General features: G+C 73.9%; 20 protein-coding genes. 12 read left to right on the top strand and 8 right to left on the bottom strand.

The window, feature by feature from the left end:
- Positions 1-7: 7 nt before the first annotated feature.
- On the top strand, positions 8-1,201 hold the full coding sequence (locus ABT093_RS10505; protein ID WP_350562548.1) for an acetyl-CoA C-acetyltransferase: 1,194 nt from the start codon (positions 8-10) through the stop codon (positions 1,199-1,201).
- An 85-nt stretch (positions 1,202-1,286) separates the two neighbouring features.
- Entirely contained in the window at positions 1,287-2,243 is a 957-nt protein-coding gene (gene meaB / locus ABT093_RS10500; protein WP_350562546.1) for a methylmalonyl Co-A mutase-associated GTPase MeaB, read from the top strand.
- A 56-nt stretch (positions 2,244-2,299) separates the two neighbouring features.
- Here the strand turns inward: meaB and ABT093_RS10495 are convergent, their stop codons facing one another.
- The 4 genes from ABT093_RS10495 to ABT093_RS10480 are packed head-to-tail and all read right to left on the bottom strand — an operon-like array spanning position 2,300 to position 6,656.
- Positions 2,300-3,616, bottom strand: coding sequence for a dihydrolipoamide acetyltransferase family protein (locus ABT093_RS10495; RefSeq protein WP_350562544.1), 1,317 nt, complete (start codon positions 3,614-3,616; stop codon positions 2,300-2,302).
- 28 nt (positions 3,617-3,644) lie between these two features.
- On the bottom strand, positions 3,645-4,664 hold the full coding sequence (locus tag ABT093_RS10490; protein WP_350562542.1) for an alpha-ketoacid dehydrogenase subunit beta: 1,020 nt from the start codon (positions 4,662-4,664) through the stop codon (positions 3,645-3,647).
- A 10-nt stretch (positions 4,665-4,674) separates the two neighbouring features.
- Complete coding sequence (pdhA, locus tag ABT093_RS10485) at positions 4,675-5,769, bottom strand: pyruvate dehydrogenase (acetyl-transferring) E1 component subunit alpha (protein ID WP_350562540.1); 1,095 nt, start codon at positions 5,767-5,769, stop codon at positions 4,675-4,677.
- 38 nt (positions 5,770-5,807) lie between these two features.
- Positions 5,808-6,656, bottom strand: coding sequence for an AfsR/SARP family transcriptional regulator (locus ABT093_RS10480; protein WP_350562538.1), 849 nt, complete (start codon positions 6,654-6,656; stop codon positions 5,808-5,810).
- 349 nt (positions 6,657-7,005) lie between these two features.
- Between ABT093_RS10480 and ABT093_RS10475 the strand changes: the two genes are divergently transcribed.
- From ABT093_RS10475 to ABT093_RS10465, 3 genes are all read left to right on the top strand, one after another.
- Positions 7,006-8,301 carry a beta-ketoacyl-[acyl-carrier-protein] synthase family protein gene (locus tag ABT093_RS10475; RefSeq protein ID WP_350562794.1) on the top strand — a complete coding sequence of 432 codons (1,296 nt, stop codon included), beginning with the start codon at positions 7,006-7,008 and terminating at the stop codon, positions 8,299-8,301.
- Positions 8,298-9,509 carry a ketosynthase chain-length factor gene (locus ABT093_RS10470; RefSeq protein ID WP_350562536.1) on the top strand — a complete coding sequence of 404 codons (1,212 nt, stop codon included), beginning with the start codon at positions 8,298-8,300 and terminating at the stop codon, positions 9,507-9,509. The genes ABT093_RS10475 and ABT093_RS10470 overlap by 4 nt, the downstream gene beginning before the upstream one ends.
- 118 nt (positions 9,510-9,627) lie before the next feature.
- Entirely contained in the window at positions 9,628-9,885 is a 258-nt protein-coding gene (locus tag ABT093_RS10465; RefSeq protein ID WP_350562534.1) for an acyl carrier protein, read from the top strand.
- 160 nt (positions 9,886-10,045) lie between these two features.
- Here ABT093_RS10465 and ABT093_RS10460 read toward each other — a convergent pair whose 3' ends face one another.
- Positions 10,046-10,510: a nuclear transport factor 2 family protein gene (locus ABT093_RS10460; RefSeq protein ID WP_350562532.1), complete on the bottom strand. Its 465-nt coding sequence runs from the start codon at positions 10,508-10,510 to the stop codon at positions 10,046-10,048.
- Between the two features lie 207 nt (positions 10,511-10,717).
- On the opposite strand from ABT093_RS10460, the gene ABT093_RS10455 reads away from it, so the two are divergent.
- From ABT093_RS10455 to ABT093_RS10440, 4 genes are read left to right on the top strand one after another with little or no spacing between them, the layout of a single operon-like run.
- Complete coding sequence (locus ABT093_RS10455; RefSeq protein ID WP_350562530.1) at positions 10,718-11,506, top strand: SDR family NAD(P)-dependent oxidoreductase; 789 nt, start codon at positions 10,718-10,720, stop codon at positions 11,504-11,506.
- A gap of 45 nt (positions 11,507-11,551) precedes the next feature.
- Positions 11,552-12,535 carry an aromatase/cyclase gene (locus tag ABT093_RS10450; protein WP_350562528.1) on the top strand — a complete coding sequence of 328 codons (984 nt, stop codon included), beginning with the start codon at positions 11,552-11,554 and terminating at the stop codon, positions 12,533-12,535.
- Entirely contained in the window at positions 12,532-14,109 is a 1,578-nt protein-coding gene (locus ABT093_RS10445) for a class I adenylate-forming enzyme family protein (protein WP_350562526.1), read from the top strand. Before ABT093_RS10450 ends, ABT093_RS10445 begins: the two co-directional genes overlap by 4 nt.
- A 48-nt stretch (positions 14,110-14,157) precedes the next feature.
- Entirely contained in the window at positions 14,158-14,934 is a 777-nt protein-coding gene (locus ABT093_RS10440) for a cyclase family protein (RefSeq protein WP_350562524.1), read from the top strand.
- Between the two features lie 77 nt (positions 14,935-15,011).
- On the opposite strand, the gene ABT093_RS10435 is transcribed toward ABT093_RS10440, so the two are convergent.
- Complete coding sequence (locus tag ABT093_RS10435; protein ID WP_350562522.1) at positions 15,012-16,052, bottom strand: ketoacyl-ACP synthase III family protein; 1,041 nt, start codon at positions 16,050-16,052, stop codon at positions 15,012-15,014.
- 263 nt (positions 16,053-16,315) lie between these two features.
- Here ABT093_RS10435 and ABT093_RS10430 point away from each other — a divergent pair, with 263 nt between their 5' ends.
- Positions 16,316-18,055, top strand: a complete 1,740-nt coding sequence (locus tag ABT093_RS10430) for an acyltransferase domain-containing protein (protein WP_350562520.1) — start codon at positions 16,316-16,318, stop codon at positions 18,053-18,055.
- A 4-nt stretch (positions 18,056-18,059) separates the two neighbouring features.
- On the opposite strand, the gene ABT093_RS10425 is transcribed toward ABT093_RS10430, so the two are convergent.
- Positions 18,060-18,566, bottom strand: a complete 507-nt coding sequence (locus tag ABT093_RS10425; RefSeq protein WP_350562518.1) for a MarR family winged helix-turn-helix transcriptional regulator — start codon at positions 18,564-18,566, stop codon at positions 18,060-18,062.
- Between the two features lie 102 nt (positions 18,567-18,668).
- Here ABT093_RS10425 and ABT093_RS10420 point away from each other — a divergent pair, with 102 nt between their 5' ends.
- The gene (locus ABT093_RS10420) at positions 18,669-20,162 is read left to right on the top strand and encodes an MFS transporter (RefSeq protein WP_350802274.1); all 1,494 of its coding nucleotides are present in this window, start codon (positions 18,669-18,671) and stop codon (positions 20,160-20,162) included.
- A gap of 72 nt (positions 20,163-20,234) precedes the next feature.
- On the top strand, positions 20,235-20,702 hold the full coding sequence (locus ABT093_RS10415) for an anthrone oxygenase family protein (protein ID WP_350562514.1): 468 nt from the start codon (positions 20,235-20,237) through the stop codon (positions 20,700-20,702).
- A 65-nt stretch (positions 20,703-20,767) separates the two neighbouring features.
- Here the strand turns inward: ABT093_RS10415 and ABT093_RS10410 are convergent, their stop codons facing one another.
- Complete coding sequence (locus ABT093_RS10410) at positions 20,768-21,292, bottom strand: MarR family winged helix-turn-helix transcriptional regulator (protein WP_350562512.1); 525 nt, start codon at positions 21,290-21,292, stop codon at positions 20,768-20,770.
- Between the last annotated feature and the right edge of the window lie 92 nt (positions 21,293-21,384).

The following is a 21,384-nucleotide window of genomic DNA, read 5'->3' as shown; positions in this document are numbered from 1 at the left end:
TCGTCCCATGACCAACACCACCTCTGTGATCGTCGCCGGGGCGCGGACCCCGATGGGCCGGCTGCTCGGCTCCCTCAAGGGCTTCTCCGGTGCCGAGCTCGGCGCTTTCGCGATCAAGGCGGCGCTGGAGCGGTCCGGCATCACCGGCGAGCAGGTCCAGTACGTGATCATGGGCCAGGTGCTGCAGGCCGGCGCCGGCCAGATCCCGGCCCGCCAGGCCGCCGTCAAGGCCGGGATCCCGATGAACGTCCCGGCGCTCACCATCAACAAGGTGTGCCTCTCCGGCCTGGACGCCATCGCGCTGGCCGACCAGCTGATCCGGGCCGGCGAGTTCGACGTGGTGGTGGCCGGCGGCCAGGAGTCCATGACCAACGCCCCGCACCTGCTGCCGAAGTCCCGCGAGGGCTACAAGTACGGCGCGATCGAGCTGCTCGACGCGATGGCGCACGACGGTCTGACCGACGCCTACGAGAACATCCCGATGGGCGAGTCGACCGAGAAGCACAACGCCCGCCTCGGCATCGCGCGCGAGGTCCAGGACGAGATCGCCGCCGCCTCGCACCAGCGGGCCGCCAAGGCGCAGGCCGACGGCGTCTTCGACGCCGAGATCGTCCCGGTGGAGATCCCGCAGCGCAAGGGCGAGCCGGTCCTGTTCAGCCAGGACGAGGGCATCCGGGCCGACACCACCGTCGAGGGCCTGGCCAGGCTGCGCCCGGCGTTCACCAAGGACGGCACCATCACCGCCGGCACCTCCTCGCAGATCTCGGACGGCGCCGCCGCCGTGGTCGTGATGAGCAAGGCCAAGGCCGAGGAGCTGGGCCTGAGCTGGATCGCCGAGATCGGCGCGCACGGCAACGTCGCGGGCCCGGACAACTCGCTGCAGTCGCAGCCGTCCAACGCGATCAGGCACGCCGTCGCCAAGGAGGGCATCGCCGTCGAGGACCTCGACCTGATCGAGATCAACGAGGCCTTCGCCGCCGTCGCCCACCAGTCGACGAAGGACCTCGGCGTCTCCTCCGAGATCGTCAACGTCAACGGCGGCGCGATCGCGCTCGGCCACCCGATCGGCATGTCCGGCGCCCGTGTGGTGCTGCACCTGGCGCTGGAGCTGCAGCGCCGCGGCGGCGGCGTCGGCGCGGCCGCGCTGTGCGGCGGCGGCGGCCAGGGCGACGCGCTGATCGTCCGGGTGCCCAAGGCCTGACGACCACGGCACGACGACCGACGCACACCAGGGCTGCGGGCCGCCACAAGCGGTCCGCGGCCCTTCGGCGCAAGGAGACCCACCCATGATCGATGTGCCGACCCTGGTCGAGCAGGCCCGGCAGGGCCGCCCGCGGGCCGTCGCCCGCCTGATCTCGCTGGTCGAGAACGCCGCGCCCGAGCTGCGCGAGGTGATGGCCGCGCTGGCGCCGTACACCGGCCGGGCCTACACCGTCGGCCTGACCGGCTCGCCGGGCGTGGGCAAGTCCACCTCCACCTCGGCGCTGGTCTCCGCCTACCGGCGGCTGGGCAAGCGGGTCGGCGTGCTGGCGGTCGACCCGTCCTCGCCGTTCTCCGGCGGCGCCCTGCTCGGCGACCGGGTCCGGATGCAGGACCACGCCACCGACCCCGAGGTGTTCATCCGCTCGATGGCCACCCGCGGCCACCTCGGCGGACTGTCCTGGGCGGCCCCGCAGGCGCTGCGGGTGCTGGACGCGGCCGGCTGCGACGTCATCCTGGTGGAGACGGTCGGCGTCGGCCAGTCCGAGGTGGAGATCGCCGCGCAGGCCGACACCACGGTGGTGCTGCTCGCCCCCGGGATGGGCGACGGCATCCAGGCCGCCAAGGCCGGGATCCTGGAGATCGGCGACGTGTTCGTGGTGAACAAGGCCGACCGGGACGGCGCCGACGCCACCGCCCGGGAGCTGAACCACATGCTGGGCCTGGGCGAGGCCCGGGAGGCGGGGGACTGGCGTCCGCCGATCGTGAAGACCGTCGCGGCCCGGGGCGAGGGCGTGGACGAGGTGGTCGAGGCGCTGGAGAAGCACCGCGCCTGGCTGGACGAGCACGGCGAGCTGGCCGTCCGGCGCCGGCGCCGGGCCGCCGACGAGATCGAGGCGATCGCGCTGGCCGCGCTGCGCGCCCGGATCGGCGACCTGCACGGCGACCGGCAGCTGGCCGCGCTGGCCGAACGGGTGGTGGCCGGCGAGCTGGACCCGTACGGCGCGGCCGACCGGCTGGTGGCCGGGCTCACCGCGGCCTGACCGCGGCCCGACCGCGGCGGAGGGCCGGCCCCGCACCGGGGCCGGCCCTCCGCGCGTCAGGACCGGGCCAGCAGCCGGCGCGGGTCCTCCAGCAGGCGGGCGGTGTCGGCCAGCACCCGCGAGCCGAGCTCGCCGTCGACCAGACGGTGGTCGAAGGAGAGCGCGAGGGTGGTCACCTGCCGGGGCCGGACCTTGCCCTTGTGCACCCAGGGACGCTCCCGGACCGCGCCGAAGGCCAGGATCGCGGCCTCCCCGGGGTTGAGGATCGGGGTGCCGGTGTCGACACCGAAGGTGCCGATGTTGGTGATCGTCACGGTGCCGCCGGCCAGCGCGGCGGGCGTGGTGCGCCCGGCCCGGGCGGTGGTGACCAGCGCGTCCAGTTCCTCGGCCAGCCGGCGCAGGGTCAGCCGGCCGGCGTCCTTGACGTTCGGGACCAGCAGCCCGCGCGGGGTGGCCGCGGCGATGCCGAGGTTGATCCGGCCGTGCTGGACGATCTCCTGCGCGTCCTCGTCCCAGGAGGCGTTGATCTCCGGGTGCCGGGCGATCGCGGCGAGCAGGGCCCGGCAGACCAGCAGCAGGACGTTGACCCGCACGCCGGACAGTTCGGGATCCTCGCGCAGGGCCTTCACCAGCCGCATCGTCCGGGTGACGTCGACGGTGACGAACTCGGTGGCGTGCGGGGCGGTGAAGGCGCTGGCCACCATGGCCCGCGCGGTGGCCCGGCGGACGCCGCCGACCGGGATCCGGCGGTCCTGCGGGCCGTCCGCCGGGGCGGGCGCCGCCGGGGCGGGCCGGGCGGCGGCCAGCACGTCCTCCCGGGTGATCACGCCGTCCGGGCCGGTGGGCGGGACGGCGGCGAGGTCCACGCCGTGGTCCCGGGCCAGCTTGCGGACCGGCGGCTTGGCCAGCGGCAGGGCCGACGGCGCGGGACCGGCGGCCGGCCCGGACACGGGCCCGGGCCCGGACACGGACACGGGCAGGGACACAGGCGCGGGCACGGCCGCGGGTGCCGCGGTGGCGGCGGGTGCGGCCGGCGCGGGGCGCGGGCGGCGGCGGGCCGGTTCGGCGGCGCCGTAGCCGACCAGGTTGGGCTCCCGGGCGACGGGCGCCGCGGGCTCCGGGCCGGGGCCGGTGTCCACGGTGATGATCACCGTGCCGACGTCCACCGTCGTGCCCTCGGGGAAGCGCAGCTCGTGCACCACTCCGTCGTAGGGGATCGGCAGCTCGACGGCGGCCTTGGCGGTCTCCACCTCGCAGACCACCATCCCGTCGTGCACCGGGCTGCCGGGCGAGACGTGCCACTGGAGGATCTGTGCGTCGGTCAGCCCCTCGCCCACGTCGGGCAGGACGAACTCACGAATGCGGCTGGTCACGGGTTCCTCGGGTGCTCGGATGAGGGGGTCAGAACGAGAAGGACCGGTCGATCGCGTCCAGGACGCGGTCCGGCGTCGGCAGGTACTCCTCCTCCAGCCGGGCCGGCGGGTACGGCGCGTGGTAGCCGCCGACCCGCAGCACAGGGGCCTGGAGGTGGTAGAAGCAGTCCCGGGTGATCCGGGCGGCGATCTCCGCGCCGGCCCCGAAGAAGACCGGTGCCTCGTGCACGACCACCAGCCGGCCGGTGCGCCGCACCGACTCGGCGAGCGTGGCGGTGTCCAGCGGGGAGACCGAGCGCAGGTCCACCACCTCGACGCTGCGCCCCTCCGCCGCCGCCTCCTCGGCCACCTGCAGGCAGGTGCCGACGGTCGGGCCGTACCCGGCCAGGGTGATGTCCCGGCCCGGGCGGCGGACGACGGCCGCGTGCAGCGGGTGCGGCGCGGCGGCGGTGTCCACCGGGCCCTGCTGGTAGTACCGGCGCTTCGGCTCGAAGTAGATCACCGGGTCGTTCCCGGCGATGGCCTGACGGAGCATCCAGTAGGCGTCCTCGGGGGTCGACGGGGAGACCACCTTGAGCCCGGCGACGTGCGCGAACAGCGCCTCGGGGGACTCGCTGTGGTGCTCCACCGCGCCGATGCCGCCGCCGTAGGGGATCCGGATGACGACCGGCAGCGCGAGCGCGCCCTCCGAACGGGCCCGCAGCTTGGCGAGCTGGGTGACGATCTGGTCGTAGGCGGGGAAGACGAAGCCGTCGAACTGGATCTCCAGGACCGGGCGCCAGCCGCGCAGGGCCAGGCCGATCGCGGTGCCGACGATGCCGGACTCGGCGAGCGGGGTGTCCAGCACCCGGCGGTCGCCGAAGTCCTTGTGCAGGCCCTCGGTGATCCGGAAGACGCCGCCGAGCCGGCCGATGTCCTCGCCCATCAGGACGACCTTCGGGTCCGCCTCCATGGCGTGCCGCAGGGCGGTGTTGATCGCCCGGCCGAGGCTCAGCACGGCCGGCGTCCGGTCCGGGTCGGTCCCGGTGTCCGTGCTCTCGGGTGTCATGACGGCCATGTCAGCGGCTCTCCGCTCCGGCGAACGACGCCTGGTAGGCGCGGAACTCGGCGCGCTCCTCGTCGACGAGCGCGTGTCCGTCCGCGTGGATGTGGTCGAAGATGGCCTCCGGACGCGGGTCGGCCATGGTGCGGACCCCCTGGCGCACCCGCAGCGCGGCGGCCTCGGCGGCCTCGTCGACGCCGGCGAGGAAGGTCGCGTCGGCGAGGCCCTCCAGCTCCAGGTGGGCGCGGAGCCGGGCGATCGGGTCGCGCCGGGTCCACTCCTCGACCTCGGCGGCGTCCCGGTAGCGGGTGGGGTCGTCGGAGGTGGTGTGGGCGCCCATGCGGTAGGTGTAGGCCTCGATCAGCATCGGGCCCTGGCCGGTGCGGGCCCGCTCCAGGGCGGCCCGGGTGACCGCGAGGCAGGCGAGCACGTCGTTGCCGTCGACCCGCACGCCCGGGAAGCCGAAGCCGGCGGCCCGCTGATGGATCGGCACCCGGGTCTGGCGGTGGTTGGGCTCCGAGATCGCCCACTGGTTGTTCTGGCAGAAGAAGACCACCGGGGCGTCGTAGACGGCGGCGAAGTTGAACGCCTCGCTGACGTCGCCCTGGCTGGTGGCGCCGTCGCCGAAGCAGACCAGCACGGCGCTCCCGGCGTCCTCCATGGCGGCGCCCATCGCGTAGCCGGTGGCGTGCAGCGTCTGGGAGCCGATCACCAGGGTGTAGAGGTGGAAGTTGTGCTCGGCCGAGCGCCACCCGCCGTTGCTGACGCCGCGGAACAGGGCGAACAGCTTCAGGGTGTCGAGTCCGCGGCAGAGCGCGAGGCCGTGGTCGCGGTAGCTCGGGAAGACGTGGTCGTCGCCGGCGAGCGCGTGGGCGGCGCCGACCTGGGCGGCCTCCTGGCCGAGCAGCGAGGGCCACAGGGCGAGTTCGCCCTGGCGCTGGAGGGTGATGCCCTCGGCGTCGATCCGCCGGGCGACCGTCATGTCGCGGTAGAGCGCGCGCAGCAGGTCGGGCCCGGCGTCGAGCCGGTAGTCGGGGTGGGCCACGCGGCGGCCGTCCGGGGTCAGCAGCTGGACCTGGTCGGGAGCGGTGGGCGGGATGGGATGTGCCACGGTGCTACTCCGGGGTTTCGTCGTTCGCGGGGCCGTGGTCAGGCGTGGACCGGGGTGGGCGCCGCCATCTGGGCGGGGACCCGGTACAGGGAGAGGTCGCCGCGGCCGGGGGCCTGGTCGAGCGTCGGGTCGGAGGTGAGGATCGCCTGCTGGAGGGTGCGCACCCGCGGGGACGGTTCGAGGCCGATCTCGTCCACCAGGGTGGTGCGCAGCCGGCGGTAGACGTCCAGGGCGATCGGCCGGCGGCCGGCCCGGTAGAGCGCCAGCATGTACTGGGCCTGCAGGCTCTCGTGGTACGGGTGGCTGATGGACAGCGCGGCCAGGTCGCCGAGCACCTCGTGGTGGCGGCCCAGGCGCAGGTAGGCCTCGACCCGGTGCTCGACCGCGGCGAGCCGGCACTCGTCCAGCCGGGCCCGTTCGGCCTCCAGCAGGCGGCCGACGCTGACGTCGGCGAAGGCCGGGCCGCGCCACAGGGCGAGCGCCTGGTCGAGGACGGCGGCCGCCTCGTGCTCGCGCCCCTCGGCGAGCAGGTGGCGGCCGCGGGTGGTGAGCGTCTGGAAGACCTCCAGGTCGAGGGTGCGCCCGGCGGTCTGGAAGAGGTAGCCGCCGGCCCGGGTGACCAGGACCTCCTTGGCCGTCGTGTGGTCGGCGAGGCCGAGTGCGGTCACCAGCGCCTTGCGCAGCTGGAGCACGTAGGTCTGCAGCGTGGTCATCGCGCTGACGGGTGGTTCGGTGCCCCACAGCTCGGCCATCAGCGCCGAGAGCGGGACGATCTGGCCGCCGTGGGCCAGCAGGAGCGCGAGCAGCTTGCGCGGCTTGGGCGCCACCTGGTCGAAGGCACACTCGTCTGACTCGACCGCCAGTGGCCCCAGTACGCGGATATCCATCGTTTCCCCCCGTGGATCTGTTAAAAAATCAAATTATCTCGTCGAACTCCCGAGATATCCGGCGTCCCTCCGCCGCGCCGTCGAGCATGCGCCAAGATATGGCGGAGCCTCGCAATCCGGATTGGTTAACCAGCGTACGGTAGGCGGCTTCCGGCGGCGGTCACTCCTTCTGTGATCTCGATCACGACAGGGCGAAAAGGTCAATTCTTGGACATGTCGGAGCCGCCGTGAATTTCCCGAATCCTCCTTCCAGCCGGTCTCCAGCGGCGCTCAAGGTGGCGGTCGCAGGCTTGGTGGGGTCGGCACGGAGCGTCCGGTGCCGGGGCGTCGCGGTTGCATGTACGCGACAATGTTCAGGTGGAGGAGTGCGGGGAACTTGACCAGGAAAGTGGCAATAACGGGAATAGGCGTGGTGGCCCCCGGTGGGACCGGAACAAAGGCGTTCTGGCAGCTGCTCACCGACGGCCGGACCGCGACGCGTACCATCTCTTCATTCGACGCCTCACCCTTCCGTTCCCGGGTCGCCGCCGAATGCGACTTCGACCCGGCCGCGAACGGACTCTCCCCCCGGGAGATCCGCCGGCTCGACCGGGCCGGGCAGTTCGCCCTGGTCTCGGCGCGGGAGGCGATCGCCGACAGTGGGCTCGAGGTCGAGGGGCTCGACCCCCACCGGATCGGGGTCTCGCTCGGCAACGCCGTCGGCTGCCCGACCAAGCTGGAGCAGGAGTACGTCGTCACCAGCGACGGCGGCCGGCACTGGGAGGTCGACCACCGCTACACCGTGCCGTACCTGTTCGACTACCTGGCGCCCAGCTCGATGGCGGCCGAACTCGCCTGGGACGTCGCGGCCGAGGGACCGGCGGCGATGATCTCCACCGGCTGCACCTCCGGGCTCGACTCGGTCGGCTACGCCGCCGACCTGATCCGCGAGGGCGGCGTGGACGTCATGCTGGCCGGCGGCACCGAGGCGCCGATCTCGCCGATCTCGGTGGCCTGCTTCGACGTCATCAAGGCGACCACCCCCCGCAACGACGACCCCGAGCACGCCTCCCGGCCGTTCGACATCAGCCGCAACGGGCTGGTGCTGGCCGAGGGCGCCGCGGTCTTCGTCCTGGAGGAGCTGGAGCACGCCCGCAGGCGCGGCGCCCACGTGTACGCGGTGATCGGCGGGTACGCCACCCGCTCCAACGCGTTCACCATGACCGGCCTGCGCCCGGACGGCCGGGAGATGGCCGAGGCCATCCGGGTCGCCCTGGACGAGGCGAAGATGGACGGCGACCGGATCGACTACATCAACGCCCACGGTTCGAGCACCAAGCAGAACGACCGGCACGAGACCGCCGCGTTCAAGCGCGCCCTCGGCGACCACGCGTACCGGACCCCGGTCTCCTCCATCAAGTCGATGATCGGGCACTCGCTCGGCGCGATCGGCTCGATCGAGATCGCGGCCTGTGCGCTCGCCATCGAGCACAACGTGGTACCGCCCACGGCCAACCTGCACCAGCCGGACCCGCAGTGCGACCTGGACTACGTACCGCTGACCGCCCGGGACCACCGCACCGACGTCGCGCTCACCGTGGGCAGCGGCTTCGGCGGCTTCCAGAGCGCGATGGTGCTCGCCCGCCCCGAGGAGGTGGCCGCATGAGCACGACCGTCATCACCGGCATCGGCGTCGTCGCGCCGAACGGCCTCGGCACCGAGGCCTACTGGTCGGCCACCCTGGCCGGCACCAGCGGCATCGCCGAGCTGACCCGCTTCGACGCCTCCGAGTACCCCGTCCGGCTGGCCGGCGAGGTACCGGGCTTCGAGCCGGCCGAGCACCTGCCGAGCCGGCTGCTGCCGCAGACCGACCACATGACCCGGCTGGCGCTGGCCGCCGCCGACTGGGCGCTGGAGGACGCCGAGGCCGACCCGGCCGCGCTCGGCGAGTACCAGGCCGGCGTGGTCACCTCCGCCACCCTCGGCGGCTTCGAGTTCGGCCAGCGCGAGCTCCAGCACCTGTGGAGCCAGGGCCCGGGCTTCGTCAGCGCCTACCAGTCCTTCGCCTGGTTCTACGCGGTGAACACCGGCCAGATCTCCATCCGCAACGACCTGCGCGGCCCCTCCGGCGTGCTGGTCTCCGACCAGGCCGGCGGCCTGGACGCGATGGCCCACGCCCGCCGGGGCATCCGCAAGGGCCACCCGATGATGGTCACCGGCGGCGTGGACAGCGCGCTGTGCCCCTACGCCTGGACGCCCCGGATGGGCACCGGCGAGATGACCACCGTCGCCGAGGCGGACCGCGCCTACCTGCCGTTCGACGAGGCCGCCAGCGGCTACGTCGCCGGCGAGGGCGGCGCCATCCTGATCGCCGAGGACGCCGAGTCGGCCCGGGCCCGCGGCGTCGAGCGGCCGTACGGCGAGATCGCCGGCTACGGCTCCACCTTCGACCCGCCCCGGGGCAGCGGACGCCCGCGCGGCCTGGCCCGGGCCATCCGGCTCGCGCTGGCCGACGCCGGGCTGGAGCCCGGCCGGATCGACGTGGTCTTCGCCGACGCGGACGGCCGGCCGCAGGAGGACGCCGACGAGGCGGCCGCGCTCAACGAGGTCTTCGGCACCGGCGGCGTCGCCGTCACCGCCCCGAAGACCATGACCGGACGCCTCGGCGCCGGCGGCGCTCCGCTGGACGTGGCCGCCGCGCTGCTGTCCATCCGGGACGGCCTGGTGCCGCCCACCGTCAACCTCACCAGCCCGCGGCACGGCCTGGACCTCGTCCTCGGCGAGGCCCGGTCCATGCCGGTGAAGGCCGCGCTGGTACTGGCCCGCGGCCGGCACGGCTTCAACTCCGCGATGGTCCTGCGCGCCTGCGCCTGATGACCCCCGGGGCGGGGGATCGCCCCCGTGCCCCCGCCCCGGCCCCCTCTTCCTCCCCGAGCTCCGCCGAGCACCGCCGAGCTCCATCGAGCACCACCGAACAGAGAGTGAGCAGACCATGAGCCGCATCACCATCGAGGACCTGACCCGGATCATGCGCGAGTGCGCGGGCGAGGACGAGGCGGTCGACCTCGACGGCGACATCGCCGACACCCCGTTCGAGGAGCTCGGCTACGACTCCCTCGCGCTGCTGGAGGCCGTCGCCCGCGTCGAGCGCGAGTACGGCGTGAAGCTCGCCGACGACCTCGCCGGCACCGCGGAGACCCCGCGCCAGTTCGTCGACCTGGTCAACGACGCGGCCCCGGTGGCCGTCTGACCGGCCCCGGCCGCGGGCGCCCACCCCTCGCGCCCGCACGGAGAAGCGCCCGGACCCCTACCCCTGGTCCGGGCGCTTCTCGCGTTGTCGTCCCGCCGGAAGCCCGCCGGAAGCCCGCCGCCCCCGCCGGCCGGGCCGACGGGGGCGGACGGCGGCGGGTTCAGTCGCGCGCGATCAGGTCGTCGCGCAGGATGTGCCGGCTGCGGATCAGCCAGCCGCCGTGCTCGCCGCGGACCAGGACGTCCTCGCAGAGCGTGCTGCAGTAGATCTCGGTGCGCGCCTTCGGCAGGGTCTCCAGCACCATCACGTACGAACGGGTCCGCACCGAGCCGTCCGCGGCCGGCTCCAGGGCCAGCGTGGTGAGCACGTGCCGGCGCACCACCCCGGTCGGCCTGCGGGCCTCCTCGCCCGCCGCGGTGGCCGCCTCGATCGCCGCCCGGCCGACCACCGGCTCCGGGAAGGCGTTGGTGGAGAACACGCCGTCCTCGGTGAAACCGGCGGCCCAGGCGGCGACGTCGCCCAGGTCCACGGCCTGCATGTGCCGGGCGTAGAAGTGCTGGATCTCCAGGTGGAGCGCGGTGTCGACGGCCCCGGTGGTCGTCGCGGTGTCGAACAGTGCGGTCATCTGACGTCTCCTCGGGTCTGCCTCCGGAACGGGCGCTCCGGCGTCCGCCGAGCCTGTCGGGCGCCGCTGGAGTGCCGCTGGAGCCGGACTGGACCCGTCCGCCGCGTCCAGTCCGGCTCCAGCGGCCCTTGAGGGGCGCCCGTGAGCATCGAGACCGCGCCGGCCCGTTCGCGGGGCCGGGCACGGAACCGAACGGACGGAGTGGCAATGGGCGGGGAGCGGAACCGCGGCAGCGCGGTGATCACCGGCGGCACCAGTGGGATCGGCCTGGCGGTGGCCCGGCACCTCGGCGCGGCGGGGTACCGGGTGTTCGTCGGCGCGCGCGACGAGGCGGTGGTCGAGGCGACCGTCAAGGAGCTGGTGGGCGAGGGGATCCAGGCCGCCGGCGCCCGGCTGGACGTCCGCGACGTACGGAGCGTCGGCGGGTTCACCGCCGCCGCGGTGGACGCGTTCGGCCCGGTCGAGGTGCTGGTCAACAGCGCCGGCCGGGGCGGCGGCGGCACCACGGCGGAGCTCGCCGACGAGCTCTGGGAGGCCGTGATCGACACCAACCTCAACGGCACCTTCCGGATGGTCCGCGAGGTGCTCACCACCGGCCGGATGCACGAGCTGTCCCGCGGCCGGATCATCAACATCGCCTCCACCGGCGGCAAGCAGGGCGTGGTGCTGGCGGCGCCGTACTCCGCCTCCAAGCACGGCGTGGTCGGCCTGTCCAAGGCGCTCGGCCTGGAGCTGGCCAAGACCGGGATCACCGTCAACGCCGTCTGCCCGGGCTTCGTCGAGACGCCGATGGCCGAGGAGGTGCGCAAGGGCTACGCCGCCGTCTGGGACACCACCTCCGAGGACGTCCTGCGGCGCTTCGAGGCGCGCATCCCGCTGGGCCGCTACACCACACCGGAGGAGGTGGCCGGTCTGGTCGGCTACCTGACCACCGACCTGGCCGCCTCCATCACCGCGCAGGCGATCAACGTCTGCGGCGGTCTCGGCAACTACTGACCGGCCCGCACACCGACCGGCACGATCCACGAGGGGGAAGTACCCATGGCAGAGAACACCGCCGACGCCGGCCGGCCCGCGGCCGGCGCCGCCCACGAGGTGACGCACACGATCACCGTGGCGGCACCCGCCAAGGCCGTCTACGACCTGGTCGCCGACGTCACCGCCTGGCCCCAGGTCTTCGGGCCGACCGTGCACGCCGAGCGGCTCGGCCTGGCCGACGGGCAGGAGCGGATCCGGCTCTGGGCCTTCGCCAACGGCGAGGTCCGCAACTGGACCTCGCTGCGGCAGCTCGACCCGGCCGGGCTCGGCGTGTCCTTCCGGCAGGAGCGCTCCAGCAGCCCGGTGGCCGCGATGGGCGGCGCCTGGCGGCTCACCGAGCAGGCCGACGGCACCACGCTGGTCGAGCTCGACCACTACTGGCGGGCCGTCGACGAGGACGACGAGCAGGCCGTCCGCTGGATCGAGCGGGCCTGCGACCGGAACTCCACCGCCGAGCTGGCCGCCCTGCGGGCCGCCGCCGAACTCGGCGACACGGCCGGCGAGCTGTCCTTCAGCTTCGAGGACACCGAGGAGATGCCGGGCGCCGACGCGGCCGCGGTGTACGCGTTCCTGCACCGCTCCGACCTGTGGCCGCAGCGGCTGCCGCACGTGTCCCGGCTGGACCTCACCGAGGACGAGGACGGCGTCCAGACCATGGAGATGGACACCCTCGCCGCCGACGGCTCCGTCCACACCACCAAGTCCGTCCGGCTCTGCTTCCCGGACCGCATCGTCTACAAGCAGACCGGCCTGCCGCCGGTGATGACGGCGCACACCGGGCAGTGGCTGTTCACCCCGGTGGAGGGCGGCGTCCGCGTCACCTCGCGCCACTCGGTGGTGCTCGACCCGGCCGCGCTGGCCGCCGCCTTCGGGCCGGACACCGACTACGCCCAGGCCCGGACCACCGTCCGCGACGCGCTCGGCACCAACAGCCGCACCACGCTCCGCCACGCCCGTGCCCACGCCACCCCCGGGGAGAACCAGTGACCGACCCGATCGCCGCGCCGTTCCTCAGCCACGGCACCGAGCTGCCGCCCGTACCCGGCGGCAGCGTGGACGGCCTGCTCACCCGGGCCGCCGAGCGGTTCGGCGACCGCCCGGCCGTGATCGTCCCCGGTGCCGGGCAGGTCACTTTCGCCGAACTGGACCGCCAGGCCGACGCCTACGCCCGCGGCCTGGCCGGGCTGCTCGGTTCGGACGGGGCGCCGGTGCTGCTCTCGATGGCGCTGGTCCCCGAGTTCCCGGCGCTCTACTACGGCATCATCCGCAGCGGCAACGTGGTCAACCCGGCCAACCACATGTACAGCGCCGAGATGCTGGAGCACGCGCTCAGCCTCTCCCGGGCCCGGGCCGCCGTGGTCACGCCCGAGGTGTACCAGCGGCTGGCGCCGCTGCGCGAGCGGCTGCCCGACCTGGAGCACGTGCTGCTGATCGGCCCCGCCCAGGACGGCGTCCCGTCGGTCCTGGACCTCCTGGCCGACGCGCCGGCCGGCCCGGCACCGGTACCGAGCCAGGGCGAGGCCACCGCCTGCGTCCTGTTCACCAGCGGCTCGACCCGCAAGCCCAAGCCGGTGCAGCTCAGCCACCGCAACCTGCTGACCGGCGCCGTGCAGCTGTCCACCGCGCACGAGCAGGACGCCGGCTCGGTGGTGCTCAACGGGCTGCCGCTCTACCACCCGATGCACATGAACGCCTCGACCCACGTGGGCGCCACCCACGTCCTGTCCGGCGGGGACGTGGTGGACTCGGTGGGCCACGCCAACGAGTACCGGGCGACGCACTTCTACACCCTGCCGTTCCGGCTGATCCAGCTCTCCGGCCACCCCCGGCTCGGCGAACTGGAGCTGGCCACCGTACGGATGGTGGCCTCCGGCGGCTTCCCGCTGCGCCCCACCGTGCTGCGCGCGCTGGACCGGCAGTTCGGCGTCCCGATGCTCCAGGGCTACGGCATGTGCGAGACCTCCTCGCTGGCCGCCTCGGACCTGCTCTCGGCGCCCCGGCCCGGCTCGGTGGGCCGCCCGCTGCCCGGCAGCCGGCTGCGGATCGTCGACCTGGAGTCGCGGCTCCCGGTGGCCCCGCACGCGATCGGCGAGATCCAGGTGCAGGGCCCGAACGTGATGAAGGGCTACCTGGTGCCGCAGCCCGAGGAGGCCGTCGACGCGGAGGGCTGGCTCTCCACCGGTGACGTCGGCTACCTCGACGAGGAGGGCAGCCTGTTCTTCCTCGACCGGGTCCGGGACGTCTTCACCACCGGCGGCGTCCTGGTCGCCCCCGGGCAGATCGAGTGCTTCCTGGCCGAGGAGCCCGAGGTCGCCGAGTGCGCGGCGGTGGACGCCCCGGAGGGCGGGGGACTGGTGCCGGTGGCCTTCGTGGTGATCCGCCCGGCGCACCGCCCGGACGGCCCGCAGGCCCTGGCCGCCCTGCTGGAGGGGGTGCGCGAGCGGGTCAACGCCCAGCTGGAGCCGCACCAGCGGCTGCACCGGGTGGAGGCGCTGGACGAGCTGCCCCGGCTGGCGAACACCAAGGTGGACCGGACCGCGCTGCGCAAGCGCGTCCGCTGAACACCGGTACCGAGTGAACCGACCAACAACGCTGCGGGAGACGAGAGCATGCGACTGATCGACCTGTCCTCGCCCATCGACGCCGACTTCTGGGAGGCGGAGCCGATGGAGCACAAGGTCATGACGCCGGCCGAGGCGGCCGTCTACATGACCGACGGGATGCGCGAGCAGTTCGGGGTCGACCTCGACCCGGCGGTACTGCCGGACGGCGAGTTCCTCAACCAGGACATCCTGACCGTCAGCACCCACATCGGCACCCACGTCGACGCTCCTTCGCACTACGGCACCCGGACCGGGCACGGCGGCCCGCCGCGGACGATCGACGAGATGCCGCTCGACTGGTTCCAGCGCCCGGCCTTCGTCCTGGACGTGCGCGGCGCCGGCACCGGTGCGGTGGGCGCCGACGTGCTGGCCGAGGAACTGGCCCGGATCGGCTACCAGCCGCAGCCGCTGGACATCGCGCTGATCCACACCGGCGCCTCCGCGTGGGTCGGCACCCAGCGGTACTTCACCGAGTTCACCGGGCTGGACGGCTCGGCGGTGAACTTCCTGCTGGACTTCGGCGTCAAGGTGATCGGGACGGACGCGTTCAGCCTGGACGCGCCGTTCTCGGACATCATCCGCCGCTACCGCGAGAGCGGCGACCGCTCCGTGCTCTGGCCCGCGCACTTCGCCGGCCGCGAGCGGGAGTACTGCCAGATCGAGCGGCTGGGCGGGCTGGACGCGCTGCCCCGGCCGTCGGGGTTCACCCTGACCTGCTTCCCGGTGAAGATCGCCCGGGCCGGCGCCGGCTGGACCCGCGCGGTGGCCACGGTCGAGGACTGACCCGGCACGAGCCGACACGACGAGGGAGGGTCCGCCCCACCGGGGCGGACCCTCCCTCGTCGTACGACCCGGGAACGTCAGTCCTGCCAGGCCGGCCGGTGCTCGATCTCCAGTACCGCACAGGACCAGGTGAACCCCGCCCCCACGCCCATCACCAGGCACCGCTCACCGGGCAGGAGCCGCCCGGTGGCGGCCAGGTGGTCCAGCCCGGCGAACTGGTCGGCCGCGCCGAGGTGGCCCACGCCGCTGCCGAACTCCCAGGTGGTGCGCGCGATGTCGACGCCCAGCCGCTCCAGGAAGACGGCCTGCAGCCGGCGCCGGCCGAAGTGCGGCAGCACCAGGGTGGCGATGCCGTCGAGGTCGGTGTCGGCCTCCGCCAGCGCCTGCTTGAGCGCGGCCTCCTGGCCGGCCAAGGTCCGGGCCAGTACGAAGGACTTGCCGGCGGTGGCCAGGAACTGGCGCTTCAGCGGGTCCAGGTCGATCGGGGAGCGCAGCGCGCCGAGGCCGGTCTCGAACGGGTCGTCGCCCCGGTGCATGCCCTCCAGCTCCGGGTCGGAGACGGTCACCAGGCTGCGCAGCCGGGCGAAGCCGCCCCGGCGGCTGAGCACCAGCGCCGAGCCGCCGTCCCCGTAGACCGTTCCCGGGTCGCTGCGCCAGCGGTCGAAGTGCCGCCCGGCGAAGCGGTCGGCGGCGGTGAGCACCGCGGCCGTGCCGTGCTGCCCGGCGGGGGAGCCGAGGAAGGCGGCGGCGAGTTCCAGCGCGGCCATGCCGCCGTTGGACATCTGCCGGACCTCGACGGCCGGGCACTGGTTGCCGATCGCCACCCGCTGCACGTACGAGGCCGGCGGCCAGAGGTCGTGGCCCTGGTACCAGACGGTGGCGTGTAGCAGCAGCTGCACCTCCGCGGGCGCGTGGCCGCTGCGGGCCAGCGCGTCGGCGGCGGCGCGCGCGGCCAGTTCCGGCGGGGAGTCGCCCGGCCCGGCGACGGTGACCGCCCGGATGCCGGTCGAGACGGCGGTGCGCCGGTCGACCAGGCCGGCGGCCAGTGCCTCCTCCACCGGCATGCCCGGCGGCAGCGCGCTGCCGGTCGCCGCCACGTACACATCCTCGTACCTCATGCGTCCTCCGCTGCTCGAACTGGCCGGGCCGCCCGGCCGGTTGACGGGCAGCAGCCGTCCCCCACCCTGGCCGGGACGGCTCGATCTGCCCTCGAACCGGGCTGGAGAGGCGCTGGTGGCGGGGCTTCTCCAGCGGAGTTCCAGCGGGCTTGGAGGTGCGGGGGACAGGGTCGGGTACCCGGACCGTCGTCAGGGCGGCCGGTGGATTCTCGATGGGTGGGGGCGGCGTCATGGTCGATCAGGACTGCGCGATTGTCAGGGGCATGGTCAGGCTGGAAGGGGCCGCCGACACGTTCGCCGCGCCGGGCTGGGCCGGGCTGCTGCTGACCTGGCTCGGCGTCGGCCCGGAACGGCTGCCGGTCCGCACCCGCTTCGTCGTGGCCGGCCCCTACGCGGCGGACCCGGCCGGCCCCTACCCGGTGGAGCCGGTCGCCGGCTCCCGGGCCGCGCTGTTCGCCGCCTGCCGGGCGCTGGAGCGCGGCGAGGCGGACACCGTGGTCGCGGTCGGCCTGCACGAGCCGCAGCCCGGGGCCGTCGCCGCCGTGGTGCTGCGCCGCTCGGTGGAGGCGCTGGCCGAGGGCGAGCGGGTGCTCGGCCTGCTGCGCGCCTGCCCCTGGCCGCCGGCCGTCCCCGAGGGGGAGCCGGTCTCCGTCATCAGCGACCTGCGTCCGCTGTTCGGCTGGGGCGCGTGGCCGACCGACGCGGTGCTGCGGCCCGGTCCCGAGCCCACCGACGGCCGGGCGGTGCTGCTGATGCCCCCGGGCGAGCGGCTCAGCCGCAGCCCCGGCGTCGGGCCGTACCTGCACGCCTGGTCGGCGCAGGACGCGGAGGCCGAGGAGCGGATGCGCGACGAGGCGCTGCGGGCCCTGGAGTCGGAGCGGTGCGCACCGCTGCCGGAGCTCTTCCGGCAGCCGGTCGAGCCGGTCCGCGGCTGCCTGGTGGCCGCCTCGCGGGAGGAGGCCGTGGCGGCGCTGCGGACCGGTGGCCCGCTGCTGCGCGGCACCGTGACCGAGCGCCGGGGCGTCGCGCTGCTCTTCCCCGGCCAGGGCTCGCAGTACCCGCGGATGGGCGCCGGGCTGTACGGCCACGAGCCGGTGTTCACCGCCGCCGTCGACGCGGTGCTGCACCTGCTGGAGGACGGCGACCGGGTCCGCGACGTCTGGCTGTCCGGCGAACCGGTCGACGCGACCGAGTACTCCCAGCCGCTGCTGTTCGCGGTCGGCTACGCGATGGGCCGGCTGGTGATGAGCTGGGGCGTGCGGCCGCACGCGCTGCTCGGGCACAGCATCGGCGAGATGGTGGCGGCGACCCTGGCGGGCGTGTTCACCCTGCCGGACGCGGTGCGGCTGGTCCGCGAGCGGGTGGAGCTGGTGGCCGACGCCCCGCCGGGCGGGATGCTGGCGGTGGCGGCCGCTCCGGACCGGCTGGCGCCGTACCTGATCGGCGACGTGGTGGTGGGCGCGGTCAACGGCTCGCGGCAGTGCCTGCTGGCCGGGCCGGACGCCGACCTGGCCAAGGTGGCCGGGGCGCTGGAGGACGACGGCATCACCTGCCGTCCGGCCAAGTCCCACAAGGCCTTCCACAGCCCGGCGCTCGCCCCCCACGCGGCGGCCTCCACGCCCTCGTTCGCCGCGGTGCGCCGCAACCTGCCCTCGATCCCGGTCCACTCGGCGGCCGGAGGCGGTCCGCTGACCGCCGAGCAGGTCGCCGATCCCGCCTTCTGGGCGGGGCAGCTGGCCGGCCCGGTGCTGTTCGGTCCGGCGCTGAACAGGCTGCTGGCCGACGGGGACTACCTGCTGGTCGAGGCCGGTCCCGGACAGGGGCTCGCCGCCCTGGCCCGCCGCCATCCGGCGGTCCGGGCCGGGCGGAGCGCCGTCACGGCGTTGCTGCCGACCCGGCCGGGAACGCCGGAGGACGACCGGCGGGCGCTGCTGTCCGGGGCCGGCCGGCTCTGGGTGGAGGGCCACGACCTGGACCGGGACGCCCTGCAGCCTCCCAAGTGAGCCGTCAGCCGGCCTGGCCGCCCAGGGTGGCCTGGCCGGCCACGACCTTCTCCAGCAGCCGGCGCAGCGTGTCCAGTTCCTCCGTGGAGAGGAACTGGCCGAAGTGCCGGCGGATGTTGCCGATCTGGGTGGGCAGCGCCGAGGTGAGGGTGATCCGGCCGGTGTCGGTGATCACGGCGTAGGTCACCCGGCGGTCGTCGGTGGAGGTCTGCCGACGGACCAGGCCGGCCAGTTCCATCCGGTCGATCAGCTTGGTGACGCTGGCCTTGGACACCACCAGCGACTGGGAGAGCTCCTGCATCCGCAGCCGCCCCTCCGGCCGGCGGTGCAGCCGGGCCAGCACCTCGAACCAGGCCAGCGAGACCCCGTGGGCGTCCATCAGCTCACGGTCGAGGGTCTTGGAGACCAGCGAGAACGCGTGGACCACGGTCATCCAGGCCTGGAAGCCGGCCTCGCCGGCCTCCGGCGGGGCGCTGCCCAGGGGGAGTGACGCCGAATGTTTGATTGACATGGAAACCATCATACGGCTAGATTGCCGATCGGAACGGTTTCCAAGTTAATTAATCTCAACGCGCCCCCCTAGTGCGCGGCGCGTACCTCCTGAGGGGACGTCATGTCCGAACGTGTAACTCTCTCGGCTGATTCGGCGACCCGTGGGCACCCCGTCCGGACCGCGATCGTGGTCGGGATCGCCCTGTTCATGGCCTCGTTGGACAACCTGATCGTCACCACGGCGCTGCCGAGCATCCGCGAGGAACTGCACACGGACGTCGAGGGCCTGGAATGGACGGTCAATGGCTACACATTGACCTTCGCGGTCTTTCTCATGATCGCTTCGGCGGTCGCCGACCGGTTCGGCCGCAAGCGGCTCTTCGCGGTCGGACTCGCGATCTTCACCGGCTCCTCCGCGCTCGCCGCGCTCTCCAGCAGCATCGAGACGCTGATCACCGCCCGCGTCATCCAGGGCCTCGGCGCGGCCATCGTGCTGCCGCTCACCCTGACCATGCTCTCCGCCGCCTTCCCGCCCGAGAAGCGCGGTGCCGCGCTCGGCGCCTGGGGCGGCATCGGCGGCCTGGCCGTCGCGCTCGGCCCGCTGGCCGGCGGCGTGGTGCTGAACAACCTCTCCTGGTCCTGGATCTTCTGGATCAACGTGCCGATCGGCATCGTCCTGCTGGCGCTCATCCCGGGCTGGCTCACCGAGAGCCACGGCCCGAGCACCAAGCTCGACCTGGTCGGCACCCTGCTCGCCGGGCTCGGCATGCTCGGCCTGGTGCTCGGCATGGTCCGGGCGGGTGAGCGCGGCTGGACCGACGGCCAGATCGTCGCCAGCCTGGCCGCCGGCGTGCTGTTCTTCGCCGCCTTCGTCTGGTGGGAGGCCCGTACGCCCACCCCGATGCTGCCGCTGCGCTTCTTCCGCAGCGCCACCTTCACGGCGGCCAACCTGGCCTCGCTCTTCATGTACTTCGGCATGTTCGGCGTGGTCTTCCTGATCACCCAGTACCTGCAGACCGTGCAGGGCGCCTCGCCGCTCGGCGCCGGCGTCAAGATGCTCACCTGGACCGGCATGACCCTGCTCGCCGCCCCGGTCAGCGGCATCCTGTCGGACAGGATCGGCGGCAAGCCGATCGTCGCGGCCGGCCTCTTCCTCCAGGCCGCCGGCATCCTCTACCTGGCCGTGGTGGTCAGCCCGACCGCGTCCTACGCCGTCCTGATCCCCGGCTTCATCGCCAACGGCCTCGGCATGGGTCTCTACTACGGCCCGGTCGCCAACCTCGTGCTCGGCTCGGTCGGCCGTGCCGAGGAGGGCATCGCCTCCGGCGCCAACAACGCCATCCGCGAGCTCGGCGGCGTGTTCGGCATCGCCGTGCTGGCCTCGATCTTCACCGCCGAGGGCGGCTACGGCAGCGCCCAGAGCTTCACCGACGGCCTGGCCCCGGCGCTGTGGGTCGGCACCGCGGTGGTCATGCTCGGCGGCGTCTCCGCGCTGTTCATCAAGAGCCGTCCGGCGGCGCAGGCCACCGGGGCGCCGGCCGGACCGGCCGCCGAGCCGGTCAAGGAGGCGGCGGGCCGTCCCGGCGGCGCCGTCCTCACCGAGATCGAGATCTGACCCGTTCCGTACCGGCGCGACCCCCGGGCAACCGCCCGGGGGTCGCGCCCACGACCGAGAGGTTAGGCCGCCGTGGCGCGTCCGGTCATGCTGCTCGCCCTGGTCTGCACCGGCCTGTTCGCCGGGTTCTGCTTCTGTTACGCCTTCGCCGTGGTCCGCGCCCTGGCGCGGCTCGACGACCGGGCCTACGTCGTCGCGATGCGGCACCTGAACGAGGCGGTCCCCAGCCCGCCGTTCCTGGTGGTGCTGGCCGGGACGGCGCTGCTGCCCTGGGCCGTCCTCGCGGGCGGCTTCGGCGACGGGGGTTCGCGCACCTGGCTGCTGGGCGCGGCGGCGCTCTGCGCGGCCGGGGCGATCGCCGTCACCCTGCTCGGCAACGTCCCGATGAACGCCCGGCTGGCCGCCGGGAACCCGGTCACCGAGGCGGACTGGCACGCGCTGCGGCAGGGGTTCGAGGCGCGCTGGAACGCCCTGCACGCCGCGCGCACCGCGCTCGCGGCGGCCGCCTTCGGCCTGCTCGCGGCCGGCGGCCTGAAGTAGCCGACGGCCCGAAGCCGCCGGCCACCCGGCGTCACCGCGGGGGCTGCCCGTGCCCCGCGGTGGCGCTACGCCCGTCCGCGCAGTCCGCGCAGGTGCTCGGCGACCGGGGCCAGCGCCTCGTACATCGCGTCGAGCTGCTCCGGGGTGAACCGGTCGATGAAGTGCGCCCGGACGCTGCGCACATGGCAGGGCGCGACCCGCTGCATGGTCTCCCAGCCCTGCTCGGTGAGGTGGGCGTAGAGGCCGCGGCGGTCGCCCGGACACTCCTGGCGCAGCACCAGGCCGGCGTTCTCCATCCGGGTGATCTGGTGCGAGAGCCGGCTCTTGGACTGGAGGGTGGCGGTGGCCAGGTCGGTCATCCGCATCCGCCGCTCGGGCGCCTCGGAGAGCACCACCAGGATCTCGTAGTCGTTGATCGCGAGGCTGTGCGGTTGGAGCTCACGGCTCAGCTGGTAGTCGAGGAGCTTGGCGACCTCCAGGTGGGCGCGCCACAACCGCTGCTCCCGGGCGGTGAGCCAGGGAGTCTCCTCCTCGGGCCGGTCGGGCGGTGGGGCCGAGGGGTCGGCGGGTTCGATCGTGTGCGTCTCCATGCGGCCCAGGATACCGCATTTAGTTCAATGTTGTACGACTTTATCCGCCGTTCACATCCGGTGGCCGTCGCGATCCGGCCACGGCGCGGCGG

Source organism: Kitasatospora sp. NPDC002551, from assembly GCF_040296005.1.
Lineage (GTDB): Bacteria > Actinomycetota > Actinomycetes > Streptomycetales > Streptomycetaceae > Kitasatospora.
The sequence above is the reverse complement of the archived record's forward strand: the minus strand, read 5'-3'. Positions and strand labels throughout refer to the sequence as shown.

Coding starts and splice junctions, on each gene's coding strand:
- ABT093_RS10455 (WP_350562530.1), top strand. CDS start 10,718: ATGGGCGGGGAGCGGAACCGCGGCAGCGCGGTGATCACCGGCGGCACC.
- ABT093_RS10470 (WP_350562536.1), top strand. CDS start 8,298: ATGAGCACGACCGTCATCACCGGCATCGGCGTCGTCGCGCCGAACGGC.
- ABT093_RS10450 (WP_350562528.1), top strand. CDS start 11,552: ATGGCAGAGAACACCGCCGACGCCGGCCGGCCCGCGGCCGGCGCCGCC.
- ABT093_RS10425 (WP_350562518.1), bottom strand. CDS start 18,566: ATGTCAATCAAACATTCGGCGTCACTCCCCCTGGGCAGCGCCCCGCCG.
- ABT093_RS10410 (WP_350562512.1), bottom strand. CDS start 21,292: ATGGAGACGCACACGATCGAACCCGCCGACCCCTCGGCCCCACCGCCC.
- ABT093_RS10435 (WP_350562522.1), bottom strand. CDS start 16,052: ATGAGGTACGAGGATGTGTACGTGGCGGCGACCGGCAGCGCGCTGCCG.
- ABT093_RS10465 (WP_350562534.1), top strand. CDS start 9,628: ATGAGCCGCATCACCATCGAGGACCTGACCCGGATCATGCGCGAGTGC.
- ABT093_RS10505 (WP_350562548.1), top strand. CDS start 8: ATGACCAACACCACCTCTGTGATCGTCGCCGGGGCGCGGACCCCGATG.
- ABT093_RS10440 (WP_350562524.1), top strand. CDS start 14,158: ATGCGACTGATCGACCTGTCCTCGCCCATCGACGCCGACTTCTGGGAG.
- ABT093_RS10460 (WP_350562532.1), bottom strand. CDS start 10,510: ATGACCGCACTGTTCGACACCGCGACGACCACCGGGGCCGTCGACACC.
- meaB (WP_350562546.1), top strand. CDS start 1,287: ATGATCGATGTGCCGACCCTGGTCGAGCAGGCCCGGCAGGGCCGCCCG.
- ABT093_RS10480 (WP_350562538.1), bottom strand. CDS start 6,656: ATGGATATCCGCGTACTGGGGCCACTGGCGGTCGAGTCAGACGAGTGT.
- ABT093_RS10420 (WP_350802274.1), top strand. CDS start 18,669: ATGTCCGAACGTGTAACTCTCTCGGCTGATTCGGCGACCCGTGGGCAC.
- ABT093_RS10430 (WP_350562520.1), top strand. CDS start 16,316: ATGGTCAGGCTGGAAGGGGCCGCCGACACGTTCGCCGCGCCGGGCTGG.
- ABT093_RS10490 (WP_350562542.1), bottom strand. CDS start 4,664: ATGACACCCGAGAGCACGGACACCGGGACCGACCCGGACCGGACGCCG.
- ABT093_RS10475 (WP_350562794.1), top strand. CDS start 7,006: ATGTTCAGGTGGAGGAGTGCGGGGAACTTGACCAGGAAAGTGGCAATA.